General features: G+C 36.3%; 17 protein-coding genes, 9 tRNA genes and 3 rRNA genes. 1 reads left to right on the forward strand and 28 read right to left on the reverse strand.

Going from position 1 to position 26,271, the window contains the following annotated elements:
• Positions 1 to 2 precede the first annotated feature (2 nt).
• The 24 genes from HMPREF1654_RS07855 to ychF all read right to left on the reverse strand — a co-directional run bounded on the left by HMPREF1654_RS07855 (position 3) and on the right by ychF (position 21,750).
• Positions 3 to 76, reverse strand: a tRNA-Arg gene (locus tag HMPREF1654_RS07855).
• Between the two features lie 12 nt (positions 77 to 88).
• Positions 89 to 174, reverse strand: a tRNA-Leu gene (locus tag HMPREF1654_RS07860).
• A gap of 7 nt (positions 175 to 181) precedes the next feature.
• Positions 182 to 253: transfer RNA gene (locus tag HMPREF1654_RS07865), tRNA-Gly, on the reverse strand.
• 20 nt (positions 254 to 273) lie between these two features.
• Positions 274 to 346, reverse strand: a tRNA-Thr gene (locus HMPREF1654_RS07870).
• Positions 347 to 356: 10 nt separating this feature from the next.
• Positions 357 to 438 (reverse strand) — tRNA-Leu (locus tag HMPREF1654_RS07875).
• Between the two features lie 9 nt (positions 439 to 447).
• Positions 448 to 520: transfer RNA gene (locus HMPREF1654_RS07880), tRNA-Lys, on the reverse strand.
• Between the two features lie 27 nt (positions 521 to 547).
• A tRNA-Asp gene (locus tag HMPREF1654_RS07885) sits at positions 548 to 620 on the reverse strand.
• 24 nt (positions 621 to 644) lie between these two features.
• Positions 645 to 717 (reverse strand) — tRNA-Val (locus HMPREF1654_RS07890).
• A 126-nt stretch (positions 718 to 843) separates the two neighbouring features.
• A 5S ribosomal RNA gene (gene rrf, locus HMPREF1654_RS07895) occupies positions 844 to 959 on the reverse strand.
• 131 nt (positions 960 to 1,090) lie between these two features.
• Positions 1,091 to 3,991, reverse strand: a 23S ribosomal RNA gene (locus HMPREF1654_RS07900).
• Positions 3,992 to 4,132: 141 nt separating this feature from the next.
• Positions 4,133 to 4,205: transfer RNA gene (locus tag HMPREF1654_RS07905), tRNA-Ala, on the reverse strand.
• A gap of 56 nt (positions 4,206 to 4,261) precedes the next feature.
• Positions 4,262 to 5,817: ribosomal RNA gene (locus tag HMPREF1654_RS07910) — 16S ribosomal RNA — on the reverse strand.
• Together the 16S, 23S and 5S rRNA genes with 9 tRNA genes alongside form the textbook arrangement of a ribosomal RNA operon.
• A 221-nt stretch (positions 5,818 to 6,038) precedes the next feature.
• Complete coding sequence (locus tag HMPREF1654_RS07915; RefSeq protein WP_014829546.1) at positions 6,039 to 6,512, reverse strand: transcriptional regulator; 474 nt, start codon at positions 6,510 to 6,512, stop codon at positions 6,039 to 6,041.
• 320 nt (positions 6,513 to 6,832) lie between these two features.
• A complete protein-coding gene (locus HMPREF1654_RS07920) occupies positions 6,833 to 9,595 on the reverse strand; it encodes a sialidase domain-containing protein (RefSeq protein WP_003075594.1) in 2,763 nt (920 codons plus the stop codon).
• A 975-nt stretch (positions 9,596 to 10,570) separates the two neighbouring features.
• On the reverse strand, positions 10,571 to 12,541 hold the full coding sequence (gene ftsH / locus HMPREF1654_RS07925) for an ATP-dependent zinc metalloprotease FtsH (RefSeq protein WP_003075525.1): 1,971 nt from the start codon (positions 12,539 to 12,541) through the stop codon (positions 10,571 to 10,573).
• A gap of 20 nt (positions 12,542 to 12,561) precedes the next feature.
• On the reverse strand, positions 12,562 to 13,104 hold the full coding sequence (gene hpt / locus HMPREF1654_RS07930; RefSeq protein WP_003075523.1) for a hypoxanthine phosphoribosyltransferase: 543 nt from the start codon (positions 13,102 to 13,104) through the stop codon (positions 12,562 to 12,564).
• A gap of 5 nt (positions 13,105 to 13,109) precedes the next feature.
• Positions 13,110 to 14,387, reverse strand: a complete 1,278-nt coding sequence (tilS, locus tag HMPREF1654_RS07935; RefSeq protein ID WP_003075584.1) for a tRNA lysidine(34) synthetase TilS — start codon at positions 14,385 to 14,387, stop codon at positions 13,110 to 13,112.
• Positions 14,384 to 15,664: a serine hydrolase gene (locus tag HMPREF1654_RS07940; RefSeq protein WP_003075582.1), complete on the reverse strand. Its 1,281-nt coding sequence runs from the start codon at positions 15,662 to 15,664 to the stop codon at positions 14,384 to 14,386. The genes tilS and HMPREF1654_RS07940 overlap by 4 nt, the downstream gene beginning before the upstream one ends.
• Positions 15,657 to 15,785, reverse strand: a complete 129-nt coding sequence (locus HMPREF1654_RS10315) for an SP_0009 family protein (RefSeq protein ID WP_003075597.1) — start codon at positions 15,783 to 15,785, stop codon at positions 15,657 to 15,659. Before HMPREF1654_RS10315 ends, HMPREF1654_RS07940 begins: the two co-directional genes overlap by 8 nt.
• 2 nt (positions 15,786 to 15,787) lie before the next feature.
• A complete protein-coding gene (locus tag HMPREF1654_RS07945; RefSeq protein WP_003075514.1) occupies positions 15,788 to 16,156 on the reverse strand; it encodes a septum formation initiator family protein in 369 nt (122 codons plus the stop codon).
• Positions 16,149 to 16,415, reverse strand: coding sequence for an RNA-binding S4 domain-containing protein (locus HMPREF1654_RS07950; protein ID WP_003075512.1), 267 nt, complete (start codon positions 16,413 to 16,415; stop codon positions 16,149 to 16,151). Before HMPREF1654_RS07950 ends, HMPREF1654_RS07945 begins: the two co-directional genes overlap by 8 nt.
• A gap of 79 nt (positions 16,416 to 16,494) precedes the next feature.
• A complete protein-coding gene (gene mfd, locus HMPREF1654_RS07955; protein ID WP_003075588.1) occupies positions 16,495 to 19,989 on the reverse strand; it encodes a transcription-repair coupling factor in 3,495 nt (1,164 codons plus the stop codon).
• Positions 19,990 to 19,993: 4 nt separating this feature from the next.
• Positions 19,994 to 20,563 carry an aminoacyl-tRNA hydrolase gene (gene pth, locus HMPREF1654_RS07960; RefSeq protein ID WP_003075606.1) on the reverse strand — a complete coding sequence of 190 codons (570 nt, stop codon included), beginning with the start codon at positions 20,561 to 20,563 and terminating at the stop codon, positions 19,994 to 19,996.
• A 71-nt stretch (positions 20,564 to 20,634) separates the two neighbouring features.
• Positions 20,635 to 21,750, reverse strand: coding sequence for a redox-regulated ATPase YchF (gene ychF / locus HMPREF1654_RS07965; RefSeq protein ID WP_003075579.1), 1,116 nt, complete (start codon positions 21,748 to 21,750; stop codon positions 20,635 to 20,637).
• Positions 21,751 to 21,895: 145 nt separating this feature from the next.
• Between ychF and HMPREF1654_RS07970 the strand changes: the two genes are divergently transcribed.
• Complete coding sequence (locus HMPREF1654_RS07970) at positions 21,896 to 22,396, forward strand: DUF1307 domain-containing protein (protein WP_003075599.1); 501 nt, start codon at positions 21,896 to 21,898, stop codon at positions 22,394 to 22,396.
• A 22-nt stretch (positions 22,397 to 22,418) separates the two neighbouring features.
• On the opposite strand, the gene HMPREF1654_RS07975 is transcribed toward HMPREF1654_RS07970, so the two are convergent.
• From HMPREF1654_RS07975 to HMPREF1654_RS07990, 4 genes are all read right to left on the reverse strand, one after another.
• Positions 22,419 to 22,616 (reverse strand): DUF951 domain-containing protein, encoded by a 198-nt coding sequence (locus HMPREF1654_RS07975; RefSeq protein ID WP_003075608.1) that lies wholly within the window; start codon positions 22,614 to 22,616, stop codon positions 22,419 to 22,421.
• Positions 22,616 to 23,752 (reverse strand): DNA polymerase III subunit beta, encoded by a 1,137-nt coding sequence (gene dnaN / locus HMPREF1654_RS07980; protein ID WP_003075575.1) that lies wholly within the window; start codon positions 23,750 to 23,752, stop codon positions 22,616 to 22,618. The genes HMPREF1654_RS07975 and dnaN overlap by 1 nt, the downstream gene beginning before the upstream one ends.
• Positions 23,753 to 23,907: 155 nt before the next feature.
• Entirely contained in the window at positions 23,908 to 25,251 is a 1,344-nt protein-coding gene (gene dnaA, locus HMPREF1654_RS07985; RefSeq protein WP_003075601.1) for a chromosomal replication initiator protein DnaA, read from the reverse strand.
• A gap of 225 nt (positions 25,252 to 25,476) precedes the next feature.
• A complete protein-coding gene (locus tag HMPREF1654_RS07990; protein WP_003075591.1) occupies positions 25,477 to 26,244 on the reverse strand; it encodes a ParB/RepB/Spo0J family partition protein in 768 nt (255 codons plus the stop codon).
• Positions 26,245 to 26,271 lie beyond the last annotated feature (27 nt).

The following is a 26,271-nucleotide window of genomic DNA, read 5'->3' on the forward strand; positions in this document are numbered from 1 at the left end:
TATGCACCCTAGAGGAGTCGAACCTCTAACCGCCTGATTCGTAGTCAGGTACTCTATCCAGTTGAGCTAAGGGTGCTCTCTATTCCTATGCCGAGGACCGGAATCGAACCGGTACGATTGTTTCCAATCGCAGGATTTTAAGTCCTGTGCGTCTGCCAGTTCCGCCACCCCGGCTTCCTCAAGCGAACGACGGGGTTCGAACCCGCGACCCCCACCTTGGCAAGGTGATGTTCTACCACTGAACTACGTTCGCATTCACTTCTTTCCTTCTAATGCCGGCTACATGACTTGAACACGCGACCCTCTGATTACAAATCAGATGCTCTACCAACTGAGCTAAGCCGGCTTATCTTCTATGCGGGTGAAGGGACTTGAACCCCCACGCCGTTAAGCGCCAGATCCTAAATCTGGTGCGTCTGCCAATTCCGCCACACCCGCTTGTGACTATGACCCGTACTGGGCTCGAACCAGTGACCCTTTGATTAAAAGTCAAATGCTCTACCAACTGAGCTAACGAGTCGCTCTAATGTATTTCTATACACTAAAACGGTCCCGACGGGAATCGAACCCGCGATCTTCGCCGTGACAGGGCGACGTGATAACCGCTACACTACGGGACCTATTAAGCTTTTCCGCTTAAGAAATGGGAGTTAACGGGATCGAACCGCTGACCCTCTGCTTGTAAGGCAGATGCTCTCCCAGCTGAGCTAAACTCCCAATGTGAGATTAACTCAGCTAGCAGTAAGAAACATTGTTTCTCTATCCACTGATTGAAATGATAATACCCTCTCCATTTCAACTGAGTTAAACTCCAAAAAAGAAAGTCTTTTAACTTCCTATCCTGCTAAGCGACTACCATATCTGACAGGGGGCAACCCCCAACTACTTCCGGCGTTCTAGGGCTTAACTACTGTGTTCGGCATGGGTACAGGTGTATCTCCTAGGCTATCGTCACTTAACTGCTGAGTATGTAACACACTCAAAATTGAATAACTTCTCAAATCTTCTCAAGATCATCCCTTCTACGCTGATTCTCAATGAAATCGTACTCAAGCTCAACCCTTACTGGTTTCGCCTTCATTACTTCTTTTTGGATAAGTCCTCGAGCTATTAGTATTAGTCCGCTCCATTGCTCACACAACTTCCACTCCTAACCTATCTACCTGATCTTCTCTCAGGGCTCTTACTGATATAAAATCATGGGAAATCTCATCTTGAGGTGGGTTTCACACTTAGATGCTTTCAGCGTTTATCCCTTCCCTACATAGCTACCCAGCGATGCTCTTGGCAGAACAACTGGTACACCAGCGGTAAGTCCACTCTGGTCCTCTCGTACTAGGAGCAGATCCTCTCAAATTTCCTTCGCCCGCGACGGATAGGGACCGAACTGTCTCACGACGTTCTGAACCCAGCTCGCGTGCCGCTTTAATGGGCGAACAGCCCAACCCTTGGGACCGACTACAGCCCCAGGATGCGACGAGCCGACATCGAGGTGCCAAACCTCCCCGTCGATGTGAACTCTTGGGGGAGATAAGCCTGTTATCCCCAGGGTAGCTTTTATCCGTTGAGCGATGGCCCTTCCATACGGTACCACCGGATCACTAAGCCCGACTTTCGTCCCTGCTCGAGTTGTAGCTCTCGCAGTCAAGCTCCCTTATACCTTTACACTCTGCGATTGATTTCCAACCAATCTGAGGGAACCTTTGGGCGCCTCCGTTACTCTTTAGGAGGCGACCGCCCCAGTCAAACTGCCCGTCAGACACTGTCTCCGTAGATGATAAACCTACCGGGTTAGAGTGGCCATAACACAAGGGTAGTATCCCAACATCGCCTCCATCGAAACTGGCGTCCCGATCTCATTGGCTCCTACCTATCCTGTACATGTGGCACAGACACTCAATATCAAACTGCAGTAAAGCTCCATGGGGTCTTTCCGTCCTGTCGCGGGTAACCTGCATCTTCACAGGTACTAAAATTTCACCGAGTCTCTCGTTGAGACAGTGCCCAAATCATTACGCCTTTCGTGCGGGTCGGAACTTACCCGACAAGGAATTTCGCTACCTTAGGACCGTTATAGTTACGGCCGCCGTTTACTGGGGCTTCAATTCATACCTTCGCTTACGCTAAGCACTCCTCTTAACCTTCCAGCACCGGGCAGGCGTCACCCCCTATACATCATCTTACGATTTAGCAGAGAGCTGTGTTTTTGATAAACAGTTGCTTGGGCCTATTCACTGCGGCTGACCTAAATCAGCACCCCTTCTCCCGAAGTTACGGGGTCATTTTGCCGAGTTCCTTAACGAGAGTTCTCTCGCTCACCTGAGGCTACTCGCCTCGACTACCTGTGTCGGTTTGCGGTACGGGTAGAGTATAAATTATCGCTAGAAGCTTTTCTTGGCAGGGTGACATCACTCACTTCGCTACTAAACTTCGCTCCCCATCACAGCTCAATGTTAGAGATATAAGCATTTGACTCATATCACACCTTACTGCTTAGACGTGCTCTTCCATTCGCACGCTTGAGTTAGCCTTCTGCGTCCCTCCTTCACTCTATACTCTAGTACAGGAATCTCTACCTGTTGGCCATCGGATACACCTTTCGGTCTCTCCTTAGGTCCCGACTAACCCAGGGCGGACGAGCCTTCCCCTGGAAACCTTAGTCTTACGGTGGACAGGATTCTCACCTGTCTTGCGCTACTCATACCGGCATTCTCACTTCTATGCGTTCCAGTGCTCCTTGCGGTACACCTTCTCCACACATAGAACGCTCTCCTACCATACCTATAAAGGTATCCACAGCTTCGGTAAATTGTTTTAGCCCCGGTACATTTTCGGCGCAGGGTCACTCGACTAGTGAGCTATTACGCACTCTTTGAATGAATAGCTGCTTCTAAGCTAACATCCTAGTTGTCTGTGCAACCCCACATCCTTTTCCACTTAACAATTATTTTGGGACCTTAGCTGGTGGTCTGGGCTGTTTCCCTTTCGACTACGGATCTTAGCACTCGCAGTCTGACTGCCGACCATAATTCATTGGCATTCGGAGTTTATCTGAGATTGGTAATCCGGGATGGACCCCTCACCCAAACAGTGCTCTACCTCCAAGAATCTTTCTGTCGACGCTAGCCCTAAAGCTATTTCGGAGAGAACCAGCTATCTCCAAGTTCGTTTGGAATTTCTCCGCTACCCACAAGTCATCCAAGCACTTTTCAACGTGCCCTGGTGCGGTCCTCCAGTGAGTTTTACCTCACCTTCAACCTGCTCATGGGTAGGTCACATGGTTTCGGGTCTACAACATGATACTAAAACGCCCTATTCAGACTCGGTTTCCCTACGGCTCCGTCTCTTCAACTTAACCTCGCATCATATCGTAACTCGCCGGTTCATTCTACAAAAGGCACGCTCTCACCCATTAACGGGCTCGAACTTGTTGTAGGCACACGGTTTCAGGTTCTCTTTCACTCCCCTCCCGGGGTGCTTTTCACCTTTCCCTCACGGTACTGGTTCACTATCGGTCACTAGGGAGTATTTAGGGTTAGGAGATGGTCCTCCCAGATTCCGACGGGATTCCTCGTGTCCCGCCGTACTCAGGATACTGCTAGGTACAGAATCTATTTTAAATACGAGGCTCTTACTCTCTTTGGCTGATTTTCCCAAATCATTCTTCTATAAATTCTGAGTCCACATTGCAGTCCTACAACCCCGAAGAGTAAACTCTTCGGTTTGCCCTTCTGCCCTTTCGCTCGCCGCTACTCAGGCAATCGCTTTTGCTTTCTCTTCCTGCAGCTACTTAGATGTTTCAGTTCACTGCGTCTTCCTCCTCATTCCCTTAACAGAAATGGGTAACAGGCATCAACCTGCTGGGTTCCCCCATTCGGACATCCCTGGATCAACGCTTACTTACAGCTCCCCAAGGCATTTCGTCGTTTGTCACGTCCTTCTTCGGCTCCTAGTGCCAAGGCATCCACCGTGCGCCCTTACTAACTTAACCTTATTTTGACCTTTCAGTCATAAACTCATTAATATTCACAGCGTTTTCGGTTTATTTTCTTGTTACTATTTGATATCGTTATTCAATTTTCAATGTGCTACTTTAGGATATCATCAACTAAAGGTGAATTCCATATCCTAATGGAGCCTAGCGGGATCGAACCGCTGACCTCCTGCGTGCAAAGCAGGCGCTCTCCCAGCTGAGCTAAGGCCCCACAAGACCTCTCAAAACTAAACAAAACGAACTCAATGTCTTCCGTATTTTCCTTAGAAAGGAGGTGATCCAGCCGCACCTTCCGATACGGCTACCTTGTTACGACTTCACCCCAATCATCTATCCCACCTTAGGCGGCTGGCTCCTTACGGTTACCTCACCGACTTCGGGTGTTACAAACTCTCGTGGTGTGACGGGCGGTGTGTACAAGGCCCGGGAACGTATTCACCGCGGCGTGCTGATCCGCGATTACTAGCGATTCCGACTTCATGTAGGCGAGTTGCAGCCTACAATCCGAACTGAGACTGGCTTTCAGAGATTAGCTTGCCGTCACCGGCTTGCGACTCGTTGTACCAGCCATTGTAGCACGTGTGTAGCCCAGGTCATAAGGGGCATGATGATTTGACGTCATCCCCACCTTCCTCCGGTTTATTACCGGCAGTCTCGCTAGAGTGCCCAACTGAATGATGGCAACTAACAATAAGGGTTGCGCTCGTTGCGGGACTTAACCCAACATCTCACGACACGAGCTGACGACAACCATGCACCACCTGTCACCGATGTACCGAAGTAAAGCTCTATCTCTAGAGCGGGCATCGGGATGTCAAGACCTGGTAAGGTTCTTCGCGTTGCTTCGAATTAAACCACATGCTCCACCGCTTGTGCGGGCCCCCGTCAATTCCTTTGAGTTTCAACCTTGCGGTCGTACTCCCCAGGCGGAGTGCTTAATGCGTTAGCTGCGGCACTAAGTCCCGGAAAGGACCTAACACCTAGCACTCATCGTTTACGGCGTGGACTACCAGGGTATCTAATCCTGTTCGCTCCCCACGCTTTCGAGCCTCAGCGTCAGTTACAGACCAGAGAGCCGCTTTCGCCACCGGTGTTCCTCCATATATCTACGCATTTCACCGCTACACATGGAATTCCACTCTCCCCTTCTGCACTCAAGTTAAACAGTTTCCAAAGCCTACAATGGTTGAGCCACTGCCTTTAACTTCAGACTTATCTAACCGCCTGCGCTCGCTTTACGCCCAATAAATCCGGACAACGCTCGGGACCTACGTATTACCGCGGCTGCTGGCACGTAGTTAGCCGTCCCTTTCTGGTTAAGTACCGTCACAGTATGAACTTTCCATTCTCACACTCGTTCTTCCTTAACAACAGAGCTTTACGATCCGAAAACCTTCTTCACTCACGCGGCGTTGCTCGGTCAGGGTTCCCCCCATTGCCGAAGATTCCCTACTGCTGCCTCCCGTAGGAGTCTGGGCCGTGTCTCAGTCCCAGTGTGGCCGATCACCCTCTCAGGTCGGCTATGTATCGTCGCCTAGGTGAGCCGTTACCTCACCTACTAGCTAATACAACGCAGGTCCATCTGGTAGTGATGCATTTGCACCTTTTAAACATCTACCATGCAGTAAATGTTCTTATGCGGTATTAGCTATCGTTTCCAATAGTTATCCCCCGCTACCAGGCAGGTTACCTACGCGTTACTCACCCGTTCGCAACTCACAGAATACGGTGTAGTAAACTACGGTGCATCCTGTGCGTTCTACTTGCATGTATTAGGCACGCCGCCAGCGTTCGTCCTGAGCCAGGATCAAACTCTCATTTATAGTTTGAGTCTTCACTCATTTCTGTCACTGACAGATTTATTTGCTTATGTTTGACTGACTGTCTCTCAACAGTCGCCTGCACATTGGTTCGTCTTGTTCAGTTTTCAAAGGTCTTTATCGCCATTCAAGCGACAACTATCTTAGTATATCACCTACTACTCTTCTTGTCAATACCTTTTTTCATCTTTTTTTCTAACGCTCTGATATTTCCCTTGATTACGCTACATCTCATAGTCTTTTAAGTAGGTTCGTAACTCTCGAAGCATCGCTTGGCGGCCTTTGAACCTTTCATCTGCCAGTAACCGCTCATACTGCTCTTGCTTGGCGGGACTCAGTTGCTTTTGATAGGACTTTAATTGATCGCGGAGTATTACCAACTCGTCTAGATACAGACCTTTCAGACTTAACTTGTGCCCAATCTCACTTACCTCTTCATACACTTGGCGATCCAGTTTGCGCTTTTGACTTTCTTGTTTGCGCAGAATATCCTTTATGTGATTCCGAAACTTTGTCTTATAGTAGACATAGAGATGGGCTTCTTCCTCTACCAAATAGGGGTGGCGACTTACCAACTCATACAAGACTATCATCCCTTCTTGATCCCAATCGCTTAGCTCCCACAGATGGACATAATATTCCCGCCGACACTTCAGCACAATTCCCCTTACTTTCTCATATAACTCCTTGAAATCCATATCCTCTTCTCCTTCCTTAGATTTACATCTTTAGGATATCATGTAGAGAAACAGAAAAAACTACTTCGCCCTCTTCTGACTTCTATTTGGGGCTTTCTGACAACCTTAGGACTAGAAGATACACTTCTGGGATAAATAGGGGCCGATTAGAGATGAACGAACCCGTATTAATTGAGAAGATCAAACTGATCTTCTCAATATATTGTCTGATATCTACTTATTTATTCTGGATATTTTAGCACCTATACTTGTTTCTGACTTTATCAGTCTCTAACGACAACCTCAAAGCAAACCAAAAAGACTATAATTAGAAGCTAGTTTTACTGTTTTCTTTTATTTATCATTGTCAACAATCCTAAGATTATCGTTGCAATACCTAAAAACAGTATTGACACATTAGTTGTGCTACCTGTAGATGGAAGGTTATGATGATTTGTCAAGACTTTATTAGCCTGCTTTTTCTCTGTAGCAGGTTTTTTAGTAGATTTTTTCTCTTTGTATTCTGGTACTTCATTTACAGTTCCTTTACCGCCGTTTACTCCTCCAGGAATGCTAGCACCTGTCAGATTCACAGGGAGGTTGTGTATACTTTCAATACTTCCTGATGCTAAACCAGTGATTTTTTGACCAATAGCTCCCTTATCAACCTTAAATAGCAAAGTTTTGCTGTCGTACTGGGTTATGAAAGTTGCTATTTTCCCATTAGTCAATTTGAGAGTTGGTGCCTGATTGACTAAAACTTCTGAATCAAACTCCAAGCCAACAACTCCTTTTCCCCTATCCACAGCTTTTTTCACTTTGACTTCTTTAGGAGAAATTAAATCTTTACTCAAAAAATCCCAGTTAAATTTCTTATAAGATAAAGTATAGGGATTTTGCCCATTCTCACGATGTTCATAAAATAATCCATACTCTCCGTTTCCTAGGTCTTGAAGAGAGTTATAAGCGAATTCTCCTTTTTGAATCAAATTGTGTTTCAACCAAGTCAACTCACCATTTTTTTCAACACGCGCCAAGTGCACCAAGCCATTCGTACGTTCTGGTCCACCTGCATTACTGAGGACAACATATTCTATGCCATCATGCATGGTATGAATGGCAGACATTTGAACATAGACATCTTTAACCTGAGGATAGCGTTTAATTTCCTTTTCCCAAGTTGCACCACCATCTTTACTTGTAGCAACCTGAAGATCTCCCATCAAGCCGCGCATAAAGAGTTTGATATCTCCATTATTCAGTTGAACAACTGTTGATTCTGTATTTTGAGCATTCCTATTATTCATGGTAGAAGAATGTATCTTCTGACCTCCTACTTGACGATTGTCATTAATTGCTTCGCCAGCATGCCAAGTTTCCCCATGGTCATCTGAATAAATCAAACGAGAAGATTGAGAACCATTCAAATGTGATACGTTATTGGTCGTATAAACTGGTATCAAGATACGCCCCTTGTGCTTTCCTGTACGCAGCACAATGCCTGTTCCAGGACCTGTTCCAAGGAATTTCATCCAGTCCTTACGAACCCCTGATGTAATATCTCTTGGTGCAGACCACGTTTTTCCATCATCATCACTGTAGGACATCCACAGATAACTTGTATAAGCTATTCTAAATGGATTTTTCTTACTCTGGGCAAAATAAATATTTCCAACCAATTCCTGACCTTTGTAAATATCTCCTTTATCTCTATAATCTGCTTTTGTAGGATTGACTACAACACGATAGTCTGTTTTCTGATTATTAGCATCATAAACTTCGCCATTCTCACGAATAGTATAATGCCCAAATTCTCCTTGTTTATACAAGATTTGATAAGTCTTATCCCCTACCTGTTCATAAGCTTTTTCATTAATTTTAGGCATTCCAAAAATGCCCTTCCCCTCTGGGAACATATCATAAATTGCGAAGATTCTCTTCGTCGTTGGATCTTGAACTAGAGTCATGTCAATATTGAGAGGAGATGGTGCAACAGGATCCTTTGCATCAGGATTGTCCCTTAGATTGGACAAGACCTTCTTATCCCCCCAAGTTTTTCCATTATCCTCACTACGACGCACTACCATACCAATATCGCCATAGTCAGCGTGGTGTAACCGTCTTTGATCAGCACCAGCTATCAAAGTGCCTTTATCCGTTCTGAGAAGGGCAGGAATACGATAACTATTGATGCCTTCACTATTGGGTTGATTGTTATATCCGCTTTTAAAGACATCTGTCTTTTCAGTTAAAAGAGCTCCCTCGGGTAGCCTTTTCTCAAGATCTGATCGCTTAAAAAGTTGACTACGTTTTTGAACTTCTTCTGACGTCAAAGCACGATTATAAACCGTGAGATTTCTAACATGCAAATTGGAACCCCACATCATACTTCCCGCTCTGTTAGTCTTACCAATCTGAACATGATTAACATCTGGCATATCTTTGATAAAACGTCCTGATAATTTACTTGTTCGAGATAGAACACCATTGACATAGAGCCTAACTTGTCCATTTGGATGATCCGAATTTGGTCCATCAACTGTAAAAGTGACAGAATTCCACTGACCTGATTTAATTTTTAAGGGTGCATCATTATAACTATTGTAGAATTGTTTTCCATCTTTATCTCGACCCTCTACGATAGCAGTATTATTGTAAACTGCCATTGTAAAATATTCATTCTTAACCTTATCACTAGATACGGAAAAAAGATTATAAAATCGTGGCGCATTAGCATCTGCTTTAAATTCTATATGAATTGTTGCAGTTTGAAGCTGTTTTAATTTATCTAATTCCCCTGAAAGGTCAATTCTCTGATTATTTGAATCATTTGTTACAACATTCTCTTTTTCAAAGATCGTCTGAACATTTTCCAATTGTCTAGCATAGTAATCACGTGGAATAACATTAGTTTCTTTTAGCAAATCTGCTATAGAATTATTTATCCCTGATTCAACTTTTTTAGTATTCGCAAGCACTGTATTTACCTGTTTCAAGCCTGACAAAGCTAAAAAAATAGCTATTCCTATTACTATGAAAGTTGCCCCAACCACTAATTTACGAATTTTATCTTGTTTTTTCCAATCGAAAAAAGACCAATTCATTTTTTCTCCTTTCAAACCAAAAAATAAAGCGCTTTCTTTTTTATCGAAAATTTTTAATTCTTCAGATTAAAATACAAACAAAAAGAAATTAAGAAACTGATTAAAAACTTCTCTCCCCTTCAATTATTTACTGTTCTGTTTTTAAACCGATCAGTAAGAAAATCCCTCCTCTCTCATATGATTTTTCCCTTATTATACAACAAACACTTAAAGTTATATAGGGATTGGTATAGAATAGATTTTACTTTTAATATATTTTAATATTAAAATTTTTGTGAAAGTACTTTCTATACGCATTAAAAGAAAGTTGCTGTGTCACAACCATCACAACTATTGAGGATGATAATAGCTAAATTGAGTATGTTTAACATTTCTATTCAATTCTATTAAGCAAAGAAAAATTTTAGCAACACATAGATATCATCAAAATCTTTGAAAACAACTTGATGAAGCTAAGGAAAAATAATATCTCAATATTTAGTATTAGGATTTACCAAGTAATCTGATGTTTCTTAAACCGTCTAATATAACATGTTATACTCTTCAATTTTTTTCTTGCTACCATACCTAAACAATTCACTATTAAGGTCTGAAAAGCGTTTAAGAGTAAAATATGAATATGTTTTCTTTGTCTTTATCTTATACAACATGAAAATAATTTAATAAATATTTTGATGAATAAAGGGGTAAATAAGTAACGGTTTAATATTTTCTCATGAAAAATATTAAGAATTTCAAGGTAAAATATTTATATGTATCAAACTCATTATCAATTAACACAAAAAAACTGTGGATAGAGTATTTCCAAAATCATTTACGATTAAAGAAATAACTAATCCACAGTGATTTACTAAATATGCTGCTTAAAACTTGGCAGTATAGTATTCAATTGCACTAACTATTCTATAAAGATAAGAAATAGAAACAAATATCGACTCTGATTTTGAATCAAAAAAGTAATAAAGTTTGTACCACTTATTCTGATTTTTGCTCTTCCATTTGTGACTTCACCTCATCATAGCTCAAAGCATGTGAAGAGCTTGTATTTGGCTCCTCAGGCATTTCGCCCGTTTCATATAACGATTTAATTTGATGACTATCAAGTGTTTCATACTTAAGAAGAGCTTCTGCAATTACCTTATGTTTATCACGATTTGATTGGATAATTTCAGCTGCTTTGTTACGCGCTTCATTAAGCAAATTACGAACTTCTTCATCAATTTCATATGCAGTCTGCTCGGAAATTGATTTTTGTGTACTTGCAGCACCAAACATCGCATGGTTTCCTTCATATTGAACTGGGCCAAGTTTTTCACTCATACCATACTCTGTTACCATAGCACGCGCCATCTGTGTAGCTTGTTCAAAGTCATTTGAAGCACCTGTAGTTTGGACATTGAAAATAATTTCCTCAGCAACACGTCCTCCCATCAATCCTGCAAGTTGTTCCTTCATATCTTCTTTAGATAAAAGAGTTTGATCTTCTTTTGGGAGAGCAATCATATATCCACCTGCACGACCACGAGGTACAATAGTTACCTTATGCACAACACGTGCATTTGATAAAACAAGTCCAACAATTGTATGTCCTGCTTCATGATAAGCAACAATTTGACGATCACGTTGTGAAACTGTCTTATCTTTTTTGGACGGTCCTGCGATAACTCGGTCCTCTGCTTCATCAATATCAGAAGCATCAATAACTTTTTTATTCCGACGTGCTGCAACAAGAGCCGCTTCATTTAAGACATTTTCCAAGTCAGCACCAACAAAACCAGGAGTTTGTTGAGCAACCAGTTTTAAATCTACATCTTCAGCAAGGGGTTTATTCCTAGCATGAACACGAAGAATCGCTTCGCGGCCTTTTACATCTGGTTGACCAACAAGAACTTTACGATCAAAACGACCAGGACGCAAAAGAGCTGGATCCAAAACGTCACTTCGGTTAGTAGCAGCTATGACGATAATCCCTTCATTCCCCTCAAAACCATCCATCTCAATCAAGAGTTGGTTAAGAGTTTGTTCACGTTCATCATTACCTCCACCAAGACCAACACCACGTTGGCGACCGACAGCATCGATTTCATCAATAAAAATAATAGCTGGGGCTGCCTTTTTGGCATCTTCAAAAAGTGAGCGAACGCGGCTAGCACCAACACCAACAAACATTTCAACAAAATCGGAACCTGAGATACTAAAAAATGGAACACCTGCTTCACCAGCTACAGCTTTAGCAAGAAGGGTTTTACCAGTTCCAGGAGGGCCCTCAAGAAGGACACCAGCTGGTATACGAGCTCCCAGTTTTGTATAACGTTTAGGATCTTTTAAAAATTCAACAACTTCAACTAGTTCTTGTTTTTCTTCTTCTGCACCTGCAACATCAGAAAAGCGCACTTTTATATCTTCTTTATTTGTCGCACGAGCTTTATTACGTCCAAAACTCATAGCTCCGCGCGCTCCACCGCCTCCACCTTGATTCATCATAGAAAACAAGAAGAAAGCAAAAATTGCAAATGGAACAAGAGTTGTCAGAACTTGAATCCAAACACCACTTGAACTTTCACGTTTAATGGTAATTTCAGTTCCTTTAGCTGATGCTAATTTTTGCAATTCAGCTACTGTTAAATCTGAAGGTAGAATAACACTAGTAAAGCGACTTACAGATGTAGAAGAAGGCGTAAAAAACTGAATCCCTGTATTATCTTTTACTTTCTTGGCTTTCCTATATGTACCTGTAACTTCAATAACACTACCATTTGGTTGATAGCTAATATCCTTTACATTGCCATTTTTAATTTGTTTAACTAGTTCGGTATAGTTAATTTGTTGGCTGCGACCCACAGAACTTCCAGCTGAAAAATACTGAAAACCTGTAATAACAACGACAATGATTAAAATGTATAGGAAAGGATTTTTTATAAAACCATTATTTTGTTTATTTTTCATTTATCTATCAATATACCTTTTTATTTTGTATAAACTTCTTCTTTTAAAACACCCACATATGGGAGATTCCGATAATTTTCATCAAAATCCAAACCATAACCCACTACAAATTCATTTGGAATCGTAAAACATGTATAATCCGCTTCAATATCAACTTTTCGGCCCTCGGGTTTATCTAAAAGTGTGGCAATTTTAACAGACGCAGCTTTTTTTTCTTTAAATAGTTCACAAAGACTCTTCAACGTTTTCCCTGTATCAATAATATCTTCAACAAAAAGAATATGACGTCCAGCAACATCTTGATCAATATCTTTTATAATATGGATAACACCACTACTAGAAGTTCCACCATGATAACTTGATACTAACATAAAATCCATTTCAATATGAGTATCAACATGCTTTATCAATTCTGCCATAAATGGAACAGAACCCTTAAGAATTCCAACAAAAATAGGATTTTTTCCTGCATAATCACCAGTTAATTGAGCCCCTAGCTTTTGAGCTGCTGTTACGATCTCATCATGTGAAACCAAAACTTTCTTAATGTTTTGTTCTAGCATCTTTTTTACCTATCTAAATTTTGAATATAAAGTTTGTTATACATTATATCATTTTTTTGACTCTTACTCAAATTACTTGTTACGATTCCAGCAATTGCTATGATTTCCCCATTTTGTTCAATAATAACAGCATTTTTTCTTTGATCTATAGGAACTTTTTGATCAATAAAATACCGACGAAGTTTTTTATAATGTTGATTCAAGAATATTTTATCTTGTTCTCTTCTGCGTCGAAGTATAATTTCTGTTTCACGTGAAACAAATACTTCTTGAATTTCTGTACCATGAAGTTCTTTTCCAAAAGAAAAGCGATAATTACCATATTCCACAATATCGTTATATTTTAACAAAATTGAATCCACTTTTAAATCAGACTGTGGACTGATTTTACGAATCTCAAAATAATCATAATTTTTATATAGCTCATAATCCGCTTTAAGTAGTTGTTCATAATTAGAATGTTTGTTTAAGATTGTTAAAATATCAGAAAACTGTGCTTTACTTATCTGTAAATCAGGAAATTTCTTTAAATAAGTCTGTAGTAAAAAACTTTGTACACAATAAGGTTGGTATTGGAATTCCTTTACATTTGTTAATTCAATATTCTTCGTTAAATATACTAATGCATCTTGCATTTGAGAAATCTCTATTCCCAATTCTATTAAATGTTTTTTTAGTTGTGGATTTTCTTTTTCCAAAATTGGGAAATAATCGTTTCGAATCCGATTGCGCAAGTAATGATTTTCTTGATTTGTCCAATCTTCAAAGTGAAAAATAGTAGGGAAATCTGATTTTTGAAAAGACAGCAATGGTCTTATCAATTCTCCATTCGCAAATCTTTGTTTTTCCTTTATTCCTGAAATATGAAATAAACGACTACCACGCAAAATTCTCATAAAAATTGTTTCTGCTTGATCATCAGCATGATGTGCTGTTACTAAGGCTGTGCACTGTTCCTCTTTCATAATTTTTTTGAAAAAACTGTACCGAAAAGCACGTGCTTTTTGTTCTGAAAAAGGTCCAGAAAAACTCGATGTAAAAATATTTACACCAAGTTTCTTTGCTATTTTTTTTAATTCTTGTTCTTCAAAATCTGATTCTTCTCTCAGTCCATGATTAACATGAGCAAGACAAATTTCTATTTCTAATTTTTTACGATATTTATAAAGCCAGTCAAGTAAGGTCATAGAATCTAGTCCACCAGAAATAGCAAGTAAAATTTTTCTATGATGTTTAAAATAGCCTTTTTTTTGCACCAACTGAAAAAATCGTTGTTCTATCATTTCAAAACCTCATAAATGTCATCTGCGATTTGAGAAATGGTATCATAATCAGAATTATTTGTAAAAATAGATAAGATAAAAGGAGAGGTTGCATAAACAATAGCAACATCATGCTTAAAATCATAAGCATCCCCAATTTTATGAGCCACTTTTACATTTATATTTTTAGAAATGCGCTGTGCATCAAAATTTGTTTGCGATAATGCATTTATAATATCACCATTTTGTTCATAGATAGCTTCCATCACATTTCCTGCCATCTTTGCTGAAGCATTACGTTTTTCTACATCCCATTTTTTCCCAGCAATTTGTTCAATGGTTGTTTGATAAGTACTATCTGATTGATTGGTAATATAGTATCCTAAAATATTTGTAGCTGCATTATCTGATTCTTTTGCAATATGATTAATCAAATCTTGAATACTGTAATGATTATTATCTGCTTTTTTAGAAATGCTTCCACTACCTTCTGTATTATAAGCTCCTAAATAATCATTTACTTCTGGAATATATTTTAAGCCAGAAGATAGAATATATTTTCCCTCATTCAATTGCTTTTGAGCGTAATAAAGAATAGGAAGTTTTGCTACACTAGCAGAATACATTTCCAAATCTGGGTTGATACCAGCCGTTTTTCCAGAACCTAATTGTTTCACATAGATAGAATAGTCTGCCTTATTATACTTACTTGTTAAGATTTCTTGAACTTTATCCATACGATTATCTGTATCAGACAAATATTTCATGTCAATCCAACCTTTTTCTTCAACATAGGCATATTTCCCAGATATTGTTTCAGCAAGTTGAGTAATTTTTACTGAATGATAAGGCAGCAGATTTGTCTTAATTTCCTTTGTTCCGGTTACAAAAGCTTGATTATAAACTACAAATGACGGCTTGAGCCACATTGTTTGAGAAACAGCTGTGCTTGATTGAACAACATCATCATAAATCATTCGTTTATCAGCAGGAACGAATTTTCCATCAGCAAGCTTAAATACTGGAATACCTTGTTCATTGACCTGTAATTCAGAAAGTTTAATTGATGTATTCGGAGTTAAATTCCCAGCTACTTTTTCCAATTTTAATGATGTATAAGTTGGAATTTGCTCATAAACATTTGGATTTGTTGGAAGATCAGTGTAATAGTTACTGTATACTGTACTAGTGATTTCATACTGTTGCTTTGCAGTCAATTTAACATCTTGTTCTGTACTTACCACTATTTTTGCAGTAAAGAATGCTGGCAACAATAATAAAAATAGTAACTTACGCATGTTCTCTCCCTTCTTTTTTGATCATCTCTAACTTTATAGCATGATTTTTTTTAGATAACTCTTCTAACTTTTCATCTGAAAAATCCAAAAATTGCTCAATTGTTTGTAATAAATTTTCCATTTTTATTGTGGTAACAATCCTGGAATTGTATAAATATATTCCCCTTTTTTAGAATAATAATATTTAGCACGAGCATACTTTGCAGCATACTCCTCATTTTTTAATTTATTAGCAAAAGCTTTTTGAGATTCTTTTTCGTTGCTTATTTCCTCATATTTCTTTTGTAAATGTGTCAATTGTGCTCGATGTTTTAATAAATTTTGATAACTTTGAACCAAATTAAATGTTGGTAAAATAAACAATAAGATAACTAAAATCAATACCCAACCCATAAAGCGATTCTTCTTTCTTTTTTCTTGCTCTAAATAACGACGATGTTGATTTTCATCTTGTATATAGCGATTATTTAATTGAACAATATTTCTAACCATCTACTTCTACCCTTGTCTCTTTTATAATTTCATACATTTTAGCAGCATCTTCTTTTTTAGTACTGTCTTTCATTTCTAAAACTCGAACTAGCAAATTTTTATTTCCAAAACGAATTTCTATTTCATCATTGATTTTTAAATCTGTTGAACTTTTCGCTAAAATTCCATTTACTTTAACTCTTCCCTTATCCGCCACTTCTTTAGCAATAGGACGACGTTTTATAATACGGGATACTTTTAAATATTTATCTAATCTCATAAAGCTACCTCAATTTATTATTTTACCATTTTTTAAGAAAATATTATAGATGAAAACATAACTTTACAAAATTGTAAAGTTAGTAATCCTTCTTTTTGTTTTTAATCTCAATTAATTTTTTTGAAAATTTCATGACTTCTTCTAAAATTTTATAATCTTTTTTATTCCTTACATCAAATATCACTTCAATCAAGCCCTTATCTTCTGTTATTCTTGCTTTTAAATCTGTTATGGAAAGAGCTTCAAAATAATCTTGAGTTAAGAAAAAACGTTGAGAAACTTTTTCAAACCGAACCACTACAGATTGTTGTTTTCTCTCAATGAGTTGTACAAAAACTTGATCTAAATAAAATTTTATAAGGCCAATTTCCAATAGAAAGGCAACAACATCTGGATATTCTCCAAAACGATCAATCAACTCATTCTGTAATTCCTCATAATTTACACGACTGTCAATCTCATGAATCCGTTTGTAAATTTCAATTTTTTGCCTTTCATCAGCAATATAATCTGTAGGAAGATAGGCATCAATTTGTAAATTAATTTCAGCATTTCCTTTTTTCCTTTTTATCTCTTTTCCTTGTCTCTTAGCAATAGCTTCCTCCAGCAATTGAGAATACATTTCAAATCCAACAGAATCAATAAAGCCAGACTGTGAACTTCCTAAAATATTTCCTGCACCACGAATGGATAAATCACGCATAGCAATTTTAAAACCAGAACCCAATTCTGTAAAACCTTTTATAGTTTCTAAACGTTTTTGAGAAACTTCTGTTAAAGACTTATCAGGATGATACATGAGATAAGCATAAGCAATACGATTGCTACGACCAATACGTCCTCGTAATTGATATAAGGTTGACAACCCCATATGATCTGCATTTTCAATAAAAAGAGTATTAACATTAGGAATATCAACACCAGTTTCAATAATTGTTGTTGTAACTAAAAGATCATATTCACCATTGATAAAATCAAGTAAAGTACTTTCAAGAAGGATTTCACTCATTTGACCATGCACATATCCAATAGAAGCCTCTGGAAGCAATGTTTTTAATTCTGAAACTTTTTGCTCCATTGTGTCAACCTTATTGTAAAGATAGTAAATCTGACCTCCTCTATCCATTTCTCTTAAAACTGCATCTCTAATAACTGTTGAATTACTTTCTAAAACATAAGTTTGAATTGGATAGCGGTTTGTTGGAGGAGTTTCAATAACTGATAAATCACGTATACCTAACATAGACATATGAAGTGTACGAGGTATTGGAGTAGCCGTCAAAGTTAAAACATCAACTTTCGTTTTCAATTTTTTTAATTTTTCTTTATGTTTAACCCCAAAACGTTGTTCTTCATCAATAACAATGAGTCCTAAATCAGCAAATGCAACATCTTTTGACAAAAGACGATGCGTTCCAATAATAATATCCACTTGATCCTTTTTTAATTTTTCTAAAATTATTTTTTGTTCAGATTTACTTTTAAAGCGACTTAATACTTCAATATTGATAGGAAAATCATTGAAACGTTCCTTAAAATTCGTATAGTGCTGTTGTGCCAAAACAGTAGTAGGAACTAAAATTGCCACTTGTTTATGATCATTTACTGCTTTAAAAGCAGCTCTCATAGCTACTTCAGTCTTTCCAAAACCAACATCCCCAACTAAAAGACGATCCATAGGATAATCACTTTCCATATCCTTTTTAACTTCCTTTATGGAACGTAGTTGATCTTCTGTTTCTATATAAGGAAAAGCATTATCAAATTCTTGTTGATATGAATCATCACTAGAAAAAGCAAACCCTTTTAACTGACTTCTCTCTGCATAGAGTTTGATTAAGTCCTCAGCAATATCTTCAACTTGATGTTGCACTCTCTGTTTAGTTTTTTGAAACCGTCCATCATTTAATTTATTGATTTTAGGCTCTTTACCACCACTCGCAACATATTTAGAAAGTAAATGAATCTGATCAACAGGAATTGAAATACGATCTGCATTTTGATACTGAATAGTAAGATAGTCACGGTGAATTCCTGAAATTTCAATTGTTTCAATTCCTAAATATCGACCAATTCCATGAACACTATGAACAACATAATCTCCCTTTTCTAGCTCATTATAATTTTTCAGACGTTCAGCATTAGAGAGATTCTGTCTTCGAACTTTCCGTTTTACTTTTTTTTGCAAAATATCATACTCAGTAATCAACACAATTTTTTCATCTACAAAATTAAAGCCTTGAATTAAAGATCCTTTCACTAATTGAATAGCATGTTCATGGATTTTATTATCATTGACATAATCAAGTGGAATATTATATTCTTGTAAAGCTTTATGTAAACTTTGAAAAGTTAATGAAGAATTCGATTGTAAAATGACTGTATAATTAGATTTTTTATAACGACTGATTTCTTCTTTTAAAAGTTGGAATTGACTAAAAAACTCCTGCATAGGATACTGATTAAATTGATAAAGAGAGTCAAATTTTAAATTTCCAAATCCTTTATGAAAATTTGAAAAGAAGGTAGCTGGTTTATATTTTCTAAATACTGAATAGACATCTGCAAAATAAGATTGTTTTACAACAGATTTACCGTTTTGTAAATTTTCTGTCAATAAATCTGCTGCTTCTAATTGAAACTGAGTATGTTTATTTATAATTTTTTGAAAATCATCAAAGAAAATAGGGCTATGTTTTGGAAGATAGTCAAGAATTGTCCATTTATTTTGATAAAAAATAGATAATAGTTTTCTTACATCAGCATGTTGGATTTGTTTTTTTATACTATCTAAAATTTCTTCCAAATAAGATTTTAATGTTGAATCTACAGTTTTTTCTATCTGAGTTTCTATTTTTTTCTGTGCATTTTTATAGTCTATTGTAGTAAATAGAACATCTGTGGCAGGATGAATACACACACTTTCTACATTTTGAATAGAGACTTGGCTTTCTGGATCAAATAAACGAATACTATCAACTTCATCACCAAAAAATTCAATCCTAAAAGGCATTTGACTAGAACGTTCAAAAATATCTAAAATGTCACCTCGAAGACTAAATTCCCCTTGATTCAATACTTGTAACACTCGCTTATAACCTGAATTTGACAATTGAAAAATCAAATCATTTAGATCATATTCTTGCCCTATTTTTAGATTGATATAAGCCGAATTAAAATTAACAGGATTAGGTAAAAAAAGTTGACTAGCAGCCACATTAACTATCAAAAACCCTGATTGTTGAGAATTTAATAAAAAATCTAGAGCTTCTAAACGAGAAAAAATCTTTTCTTGAGAAAAAAAGATAAACTCAGATAAGGGAGTATCATCTGCAAGAAATGTATAAACCTTTTCTTCCCCTACCAAGCCAATCAAATCACTAGAAAGTTTCTCTGCCTCACTATAAGTAGATGTTAAAATGAGAATTTTATGATTACTCTCTACACAAGATGCCATTGTAATAATTTTAGTTGAAAATGATAACCCCATCAATAGTTGTCTAGTTGACTTATTTAGGTTTCTTTGCCAATCAGCTATCTGTTTATTTTGATTAAATAACTCAATAATATCCATCTCTTTATCCATTATATTGTTGCATTGTTTGTTCAAAATTCTTAAATTGTAAATAATATTTTACAGCATTGTCAACTCTGTCAAGTGTGTTCAAAATTGTAATATAATCTTCTTTTACAAATTTTCCTAATACATAGTGAATAATTGTTGTCTTATTTTGGGGACGACCAATACCTATTTTTATTCGTTTAAATTCTTGAGTTCCAATATATTTAATAATTGATTTAATGCCATTATGACCACCAGCAGAACCTTTTGCTCTTAATCGAATTTTCCCTACTTCCATATCTAAATCGTCATAAATAACTAATAAATCTTCACTATTTAGACCATAGTAAGATAAAAGAGCATGAACAGCTTTTCCACTTTCGTTCATAAAAGTTGTTGGTTTAACAAAATATACTTTTTCTTCATTTAAAAATGTAGAAGTAATTTCTGCCTGAAAAATTTTATCAGTTGTAAACTTTAAATTTTTTTCTTTACACATTTTGTCAATGAGCATAAACCCTACATTATGTCTTGTTTCAAAATATTTCTCTCCAGGATTTCCTAATCCTACAATCATCTTTACCATTTTTTACCTCTAAAAATACCAAAAGGGCTGGAATTATTTTTCCAACCTCGTTCATATTAATTTACAATACTTTACACATTAAATCTAAATTCCATAATATCGCCATCTTGAACAATATATTCTTTTCCTTCTTCACGCAGCCGTCCTGCTTCCTTGACTGCCTTTTCACTCCCATATTTTACTAAATCATCATAAGACATAGTTACAGCACGAATGAAGCCTTTCTCAAAGTCTGAGTGGATAATTCCAGCTGCTTGTGGTGCTTTCATACCATGTTTAAAAGTCCAAGCCCGTACTTCTTTCTCACCAGCTGTAAAGTAAGTTCCAAGTCCTAATAAGTGATAGGCTGCTCTAGTTAATTTGTCAACTCCAGATTCATTCAAGCCCATAGCCTCCAAAAATTCAATTTTATCTTCATCATCTAACTCAGAAATTTCTTCCTCAGCACGCGCTGATATAACTACTACCTCTGCATTTTCAGTTGCTGCAAATTTACGAATTTGCTGAACATATTCGATATTATCTGGATCTGCTACTTCGTCTTCACTAACATTTGCAACATAAAGAACAGGTTTTGTGGTCAATAAAAATAATCTTTTAACAATTTTTTGTTCTTCTTCATCAAATTCAATGGTACGAGCTGATAACCCATTTTCTAAGACTGGCTTAATTTTTTGTAAAACCTGAAACTCTGCTACTGAATCTTTATCTTTTTGCGTTCGAGCAATTTTTTCTACACGTGCATACCGTTTGTTGATACTTTCTAAATCTGCTAAAATCAACTCTAAATTAATCGTCTCAATATCAGCCATTGGATCTACAAAATCAGATTCACGTCCTTGTTCACGCATAACATTCTCATCGTCAAAAGCACGAACTACATGAACAATGGCATCTACTTCCCTAATATTAGCCAAAAATTGATTTCCAAGCCCTTCTCCTTTTGAAGCTCCCTTTACAATCCCTGCAATATCTGTAAATTCAAAAGTCGTTGCTACCTTTTTCTGTGGTTTGATGAGTTCTGTTAATTTATCCAACCGAACATCTGGAACTTCTACCCGTCCAACATTAGGATCAATTGTTGCAAAGGGATAATTAGCTGCCTCTGCTCCTGCTTTTGTAATTGCATTAAATAAAGTGGATTTTCCAACATTAGGTAATCCTACAATTCCTGCTGTTAAAGCCATTTAGCTCTTCCTTTCATCTTTTCAATTCAATAAACAATTATATCATATTTACAATTATTTTACTTATAACTGAATCATTTTAACAAAATGTTGTTTTTTCCTTATAAAAATATTATAATTTTATTAAGGTATAGGAGGTAATACTATGAAAAAAAGATATTTAAAACCATTATTGGTCGGTTTTGTTGCATTGTTTGCACTCATCACTCTTATTGCATGTGGAACTCAGGAAAAAAAGATGTCATTTCAAAGAATTGATCAAAATTTACAATATGACTTGCGTCTAACCTATTATTATAAGAATGATGTTGTCACAAAACAAACTACTAAGTCATTTTTATCTTACAAATCTTTAGGGGCCACTAAAAAAGAAGATGTAAAAGATAAAATTGATAAAGCTTCTCAAAGGTATCAAAATATCAAAGGAATTAAAGAAAAAGTTACTTATGAAAAGAACGGAGTTAAAGAAACTGTAGAAATTAACTTTAACAAAGTGGATTTTGATAAATTAGCAACTTTGCCTGGAATGTATACAGATAAGAATACGAGAAAATCCAAAAAAGTTAGTATGAAAGCCAGTAAAACTCTCCTAACAGGTAAAGGATTTAAAGAAATTACAGATGATAAATTTGAAAAATTAAAATAAGACTAAAAAAGGTGCTAAAACATTAATGTCCTAGCACCTTTTTTAGTCTTCGTTCAAATTCATATCGGCTCAACATTACAAGATGTTGACAATTTGTACAGCGAATTTTAATATCTGCCCCCACTCGAATAATTTCCCAACGATTTGCTTTTTTACCTGTAGACTTTATTGTACAGGCATGTGGCTTTTTCATCTCAACAAAATTTCCTACATCATACATTAGTTTGTTCTCACTGGTGTAATCAATTGAATAAAGTTTTCTGTGTCATCACTTGGTAATAAAGTGAATGGGCGAACCGCTGAAATAAAGCTGATTGTAACCTTTTCACTATCAATAGCTTTTAAAGAATCAATTAAATAAGTTGGATTAAAACTAATAGTTAAATCTTGGCCTGAAATACTTTCAGTATCAATTTCTTCGTTCACACGACCAACTTCAGGAGAATTAACATGAGCACTAACTAAGCCATTTATAATTTCTAATTTAACTGTTCCATTTTGAGTTGCATTTGAAAGAAGACGCGCACGTTCCATTGCATAACGAAGGTTATTTTTATCAAAAGTTATGACACTAGTAAACTCTGTTGGAATTAAACGGTCCGTATCAGGATAATTTCCTTCTAAAAGTCGAGTATAAAAGCTAATATTTTCGCTTCTAAAGAGTAATTGATTATTTGTGAAGTAAATCTCTACTGTTTCAATATCATCCGTAAAAACAGCTGAAAATTCGCGTAGAGAACGACTAGGAATAACAACATCAAAGTTATCCCCATTTTCTTCCAAAATAATCTTCTTTTGGCTCATGCGGTGAGAATCTGTTGCAACTGTTTTTAAATTTTTATTTTCCGTTAAAACAAAATGAACTCCCGTTAAAATTGGACGACTTTCTTGGATACTAGCTGCAAAAGCTGTCTCGTTAATAATCTTTTTAAGAACACTTGTTTCAAGCACTAGAGGGGTACTTACTGAAATTTCTTGAATACGAGGATATTGATCTGCATCTTTTCCTTTTAAGGTGATTTCTGATTTACCACTTGTTAAAACAATTTGCTTTTGTTCAATTTCCTTAAAATCAAATGTTATATCAGGAAGACTTGATACAACATTAATAAAAAATGTTGCTTCAAGTAAAATGGACCCTGAAGAAGTTATTAAAAGTCCTGCATTTTCGTTTTTAATTGAAATAAAATTTTCAATAGAAATTTGTCCGTTAGAACCAATCAATGTAATCCCTTCGCTTGTGACATCAATTTTTACTGTGGAAAGTATTGGAATAGCATTTTTGTGGCTAATAGCTCTTTTGGTGGTATTTAAAGCTTGTAAAAATAAATTTTTATTAATTGAAAAGTTAATCATAGAAGCTCCTTTTATTATTTTATGATTATTAGGTTAATAGTAATAGTAGTTTATGTGAAATGTGTGGATAAGTTTTAAAATTAGTGACAGAGTACCAAAATGAACTTGTTTATAAATTGTGAATAACTTTAGCTTTTTTCTCAAATTATCCACAATCATCTGATTTTATTTTTTATGTTTTCTATTTCTAAACGAAGATTATCATCTGTTTCGAGCATTGTTTTTATTTTCCCATGAGCATGTATAACTGTCGTATGATCCTTGCCACCGAATTCTCTTCCAATTTTTGGAAGGGAATTATCAGTTAATTCACGTGTTAAATACATAGCTACCTGTCTAGCAAGGACAATATTTTGAACTCGGCGACTTCCTTTCATTTCTTTAACACTGACTCCATAGAATTTTCCAACTTCTGTTTGAATTTTATCAATTGGAATAACCAAAATTTGATTTGCATCTTGTTTTCGAGCTCGAATAGCTTCAGCAGCAACATCAATTGTAATTTCTTTAAGATTTTTCACTCTAGCCATGAGAGAAATATCATTTAAGGCACCTTCTAAATCGCGAACATTTGAATCAAATTGACCTGCTAGATATTCTAAGGTATCATTTGGAAAAATATAATCCAAATCTTCTATTTTATTGCGTAAAATGGCAACTCTTGTTTCGAAATCTGGTGGGGTAATGTTTTGAGTTAATCCCCATTTAAAGCGCGTGACCAAACGTTCTTCAAGATTATCCAGATGGTCAGGACTACGGTCACTTGTTAGCACAATTTGTTTATTTTCCCCATGCAAAGCATTAAAAGTATTAAAAAATTCTTCTTGAGTGGAAACTTTCTTTCCTCCCAAAGACTGAATATCATCAATCAATAAGAGGTCAAGGCTTCGATAAGTTCTCTTAAAGCTTTCCATTTCTCCCAACCGAAGATGTTCCAAAAAGTCATTGATAAAGGTCTCAGCAGGGATATATTTCACTCTGGCATCTGGAATGTTTTCTAAAATTTGATTTCCAATTGCATTTAGTAGGTGAGTTTTTCCTAATCCTGGTCCACCATAGATAAATAATGGATTATAAGTTGTTGCTAAATTTTCAGAAACAGCTAGTGCAGCTGATAGAGCCCAAACGTTCCCATCACCTTGGACAAAATTATCAAATGTATATTTTGCTTTTAATCCAGTTTCAATAGGAGGAAGACTTATTTTAACCTCTGACTGGTTTGTATTTGTTGACTGAGTAACTTCGTTACTTTCTTCTTGAAAGATATACTGGACTGTAATTTGATTATTGAAAATTTCAAAACCTGCAGTAATGATGACGTCTGCTAAGTTTTGATCCCAAAATAATTGTTTGACTGGACTATCAAGAAGTATGGTAGCTTGAAAATTTTCAACTTTAATTAACTTAGCTCCTGAAACAAAATAGTCATACGTATTTTTTTTTATTTGTTTTTGAGCTAATTCTAAAACACGCGCCCAAAAACGAGATTCTTGTGTCATAAAAAACCTCCTTTACCAATTATTTTTAAGTCTTATTTAGTAGTCTATAGAAAATAGTTTACCATAAAACACCAAAGTTTTCCACAATCTGTGGAAATAAATTCACAATGTTTTTCTGAGTTTTCCACAGATTGTTGATAAAACGATTTTTTTGTGATTTATCAAGTTTTCCTTATAAGAATATAGTGGATAATTCTGTGAATTTTAAAAATAAAAATAACAGCTTTATGTAAAGCTGTCAATAATTCTTTGATATTCTTCTTGATTTGAAAAATGAATACAGATTTTTCCAGATTGAGACTGCTTGGAAAATTGGAGTGAAATATCTGTACCAAATATCTTTTTTAACCTTTCTTCTTCTTCTTTAATAAAAAGTTGATTTTTATTTTTTGTTACAGTTTTTGTTCGTTTTGGGTGCAATTGTTTTTCTAGTTTTCTAACTGAAAGTTCTTGAGATAGAATTTTTTTAAACCAGTGATTTTGCTCTTTTTCTGAGAGATTGATAAGCAGGCGAGCATGTCCTTGAGAGATATTTCCTTCTTTTACTGCTTCAATTATATTGGATGGTAAATTTAATAAACGAATAGAATTTGTAATGTAAGGGCGAGATTTTCCCATTGTTAGAGCGATTTCTTTGTGTGTCAATCCCTTGTCAATTAAATATTGATAAGATTGTGCTTCTTCTATAGGATTGAGGTCTTCTCTTTGTAAATTTTCAATGATAGCTTGCTTTATCATTTCATCATCTGTTAATTCTTTTATAATAGCTGGTATATTAGTTAAACCTGCTAATTTAGCAGCTCTAAAACGTCTTTCACCAGCTAGTAATTCATAACCAATTATTGGAGATTTTCGTACAATGATGGGCTGAATAATTCCATGTTCTTTTATAGAATTAGCAAGTTCAGTAATTTTTTCTTCTGAAAATTCTTTTCTTGGTTGATAAGGATTGGTTTGTATGTCATTAAGTGTAATGTATTGATATTTTTCCATGTTCCTATAGAATAACACACCTTTACA

Source organism: Streptococcus intermedius SK54 = ATCC 27335 (genome assembly GCF_000413475.1).
Lineage (GTDB): Bacteria > Bacillota > Bacilli > Lactobacillales > Streptococcaceae > Streptococcus > Streptococcus intermedius.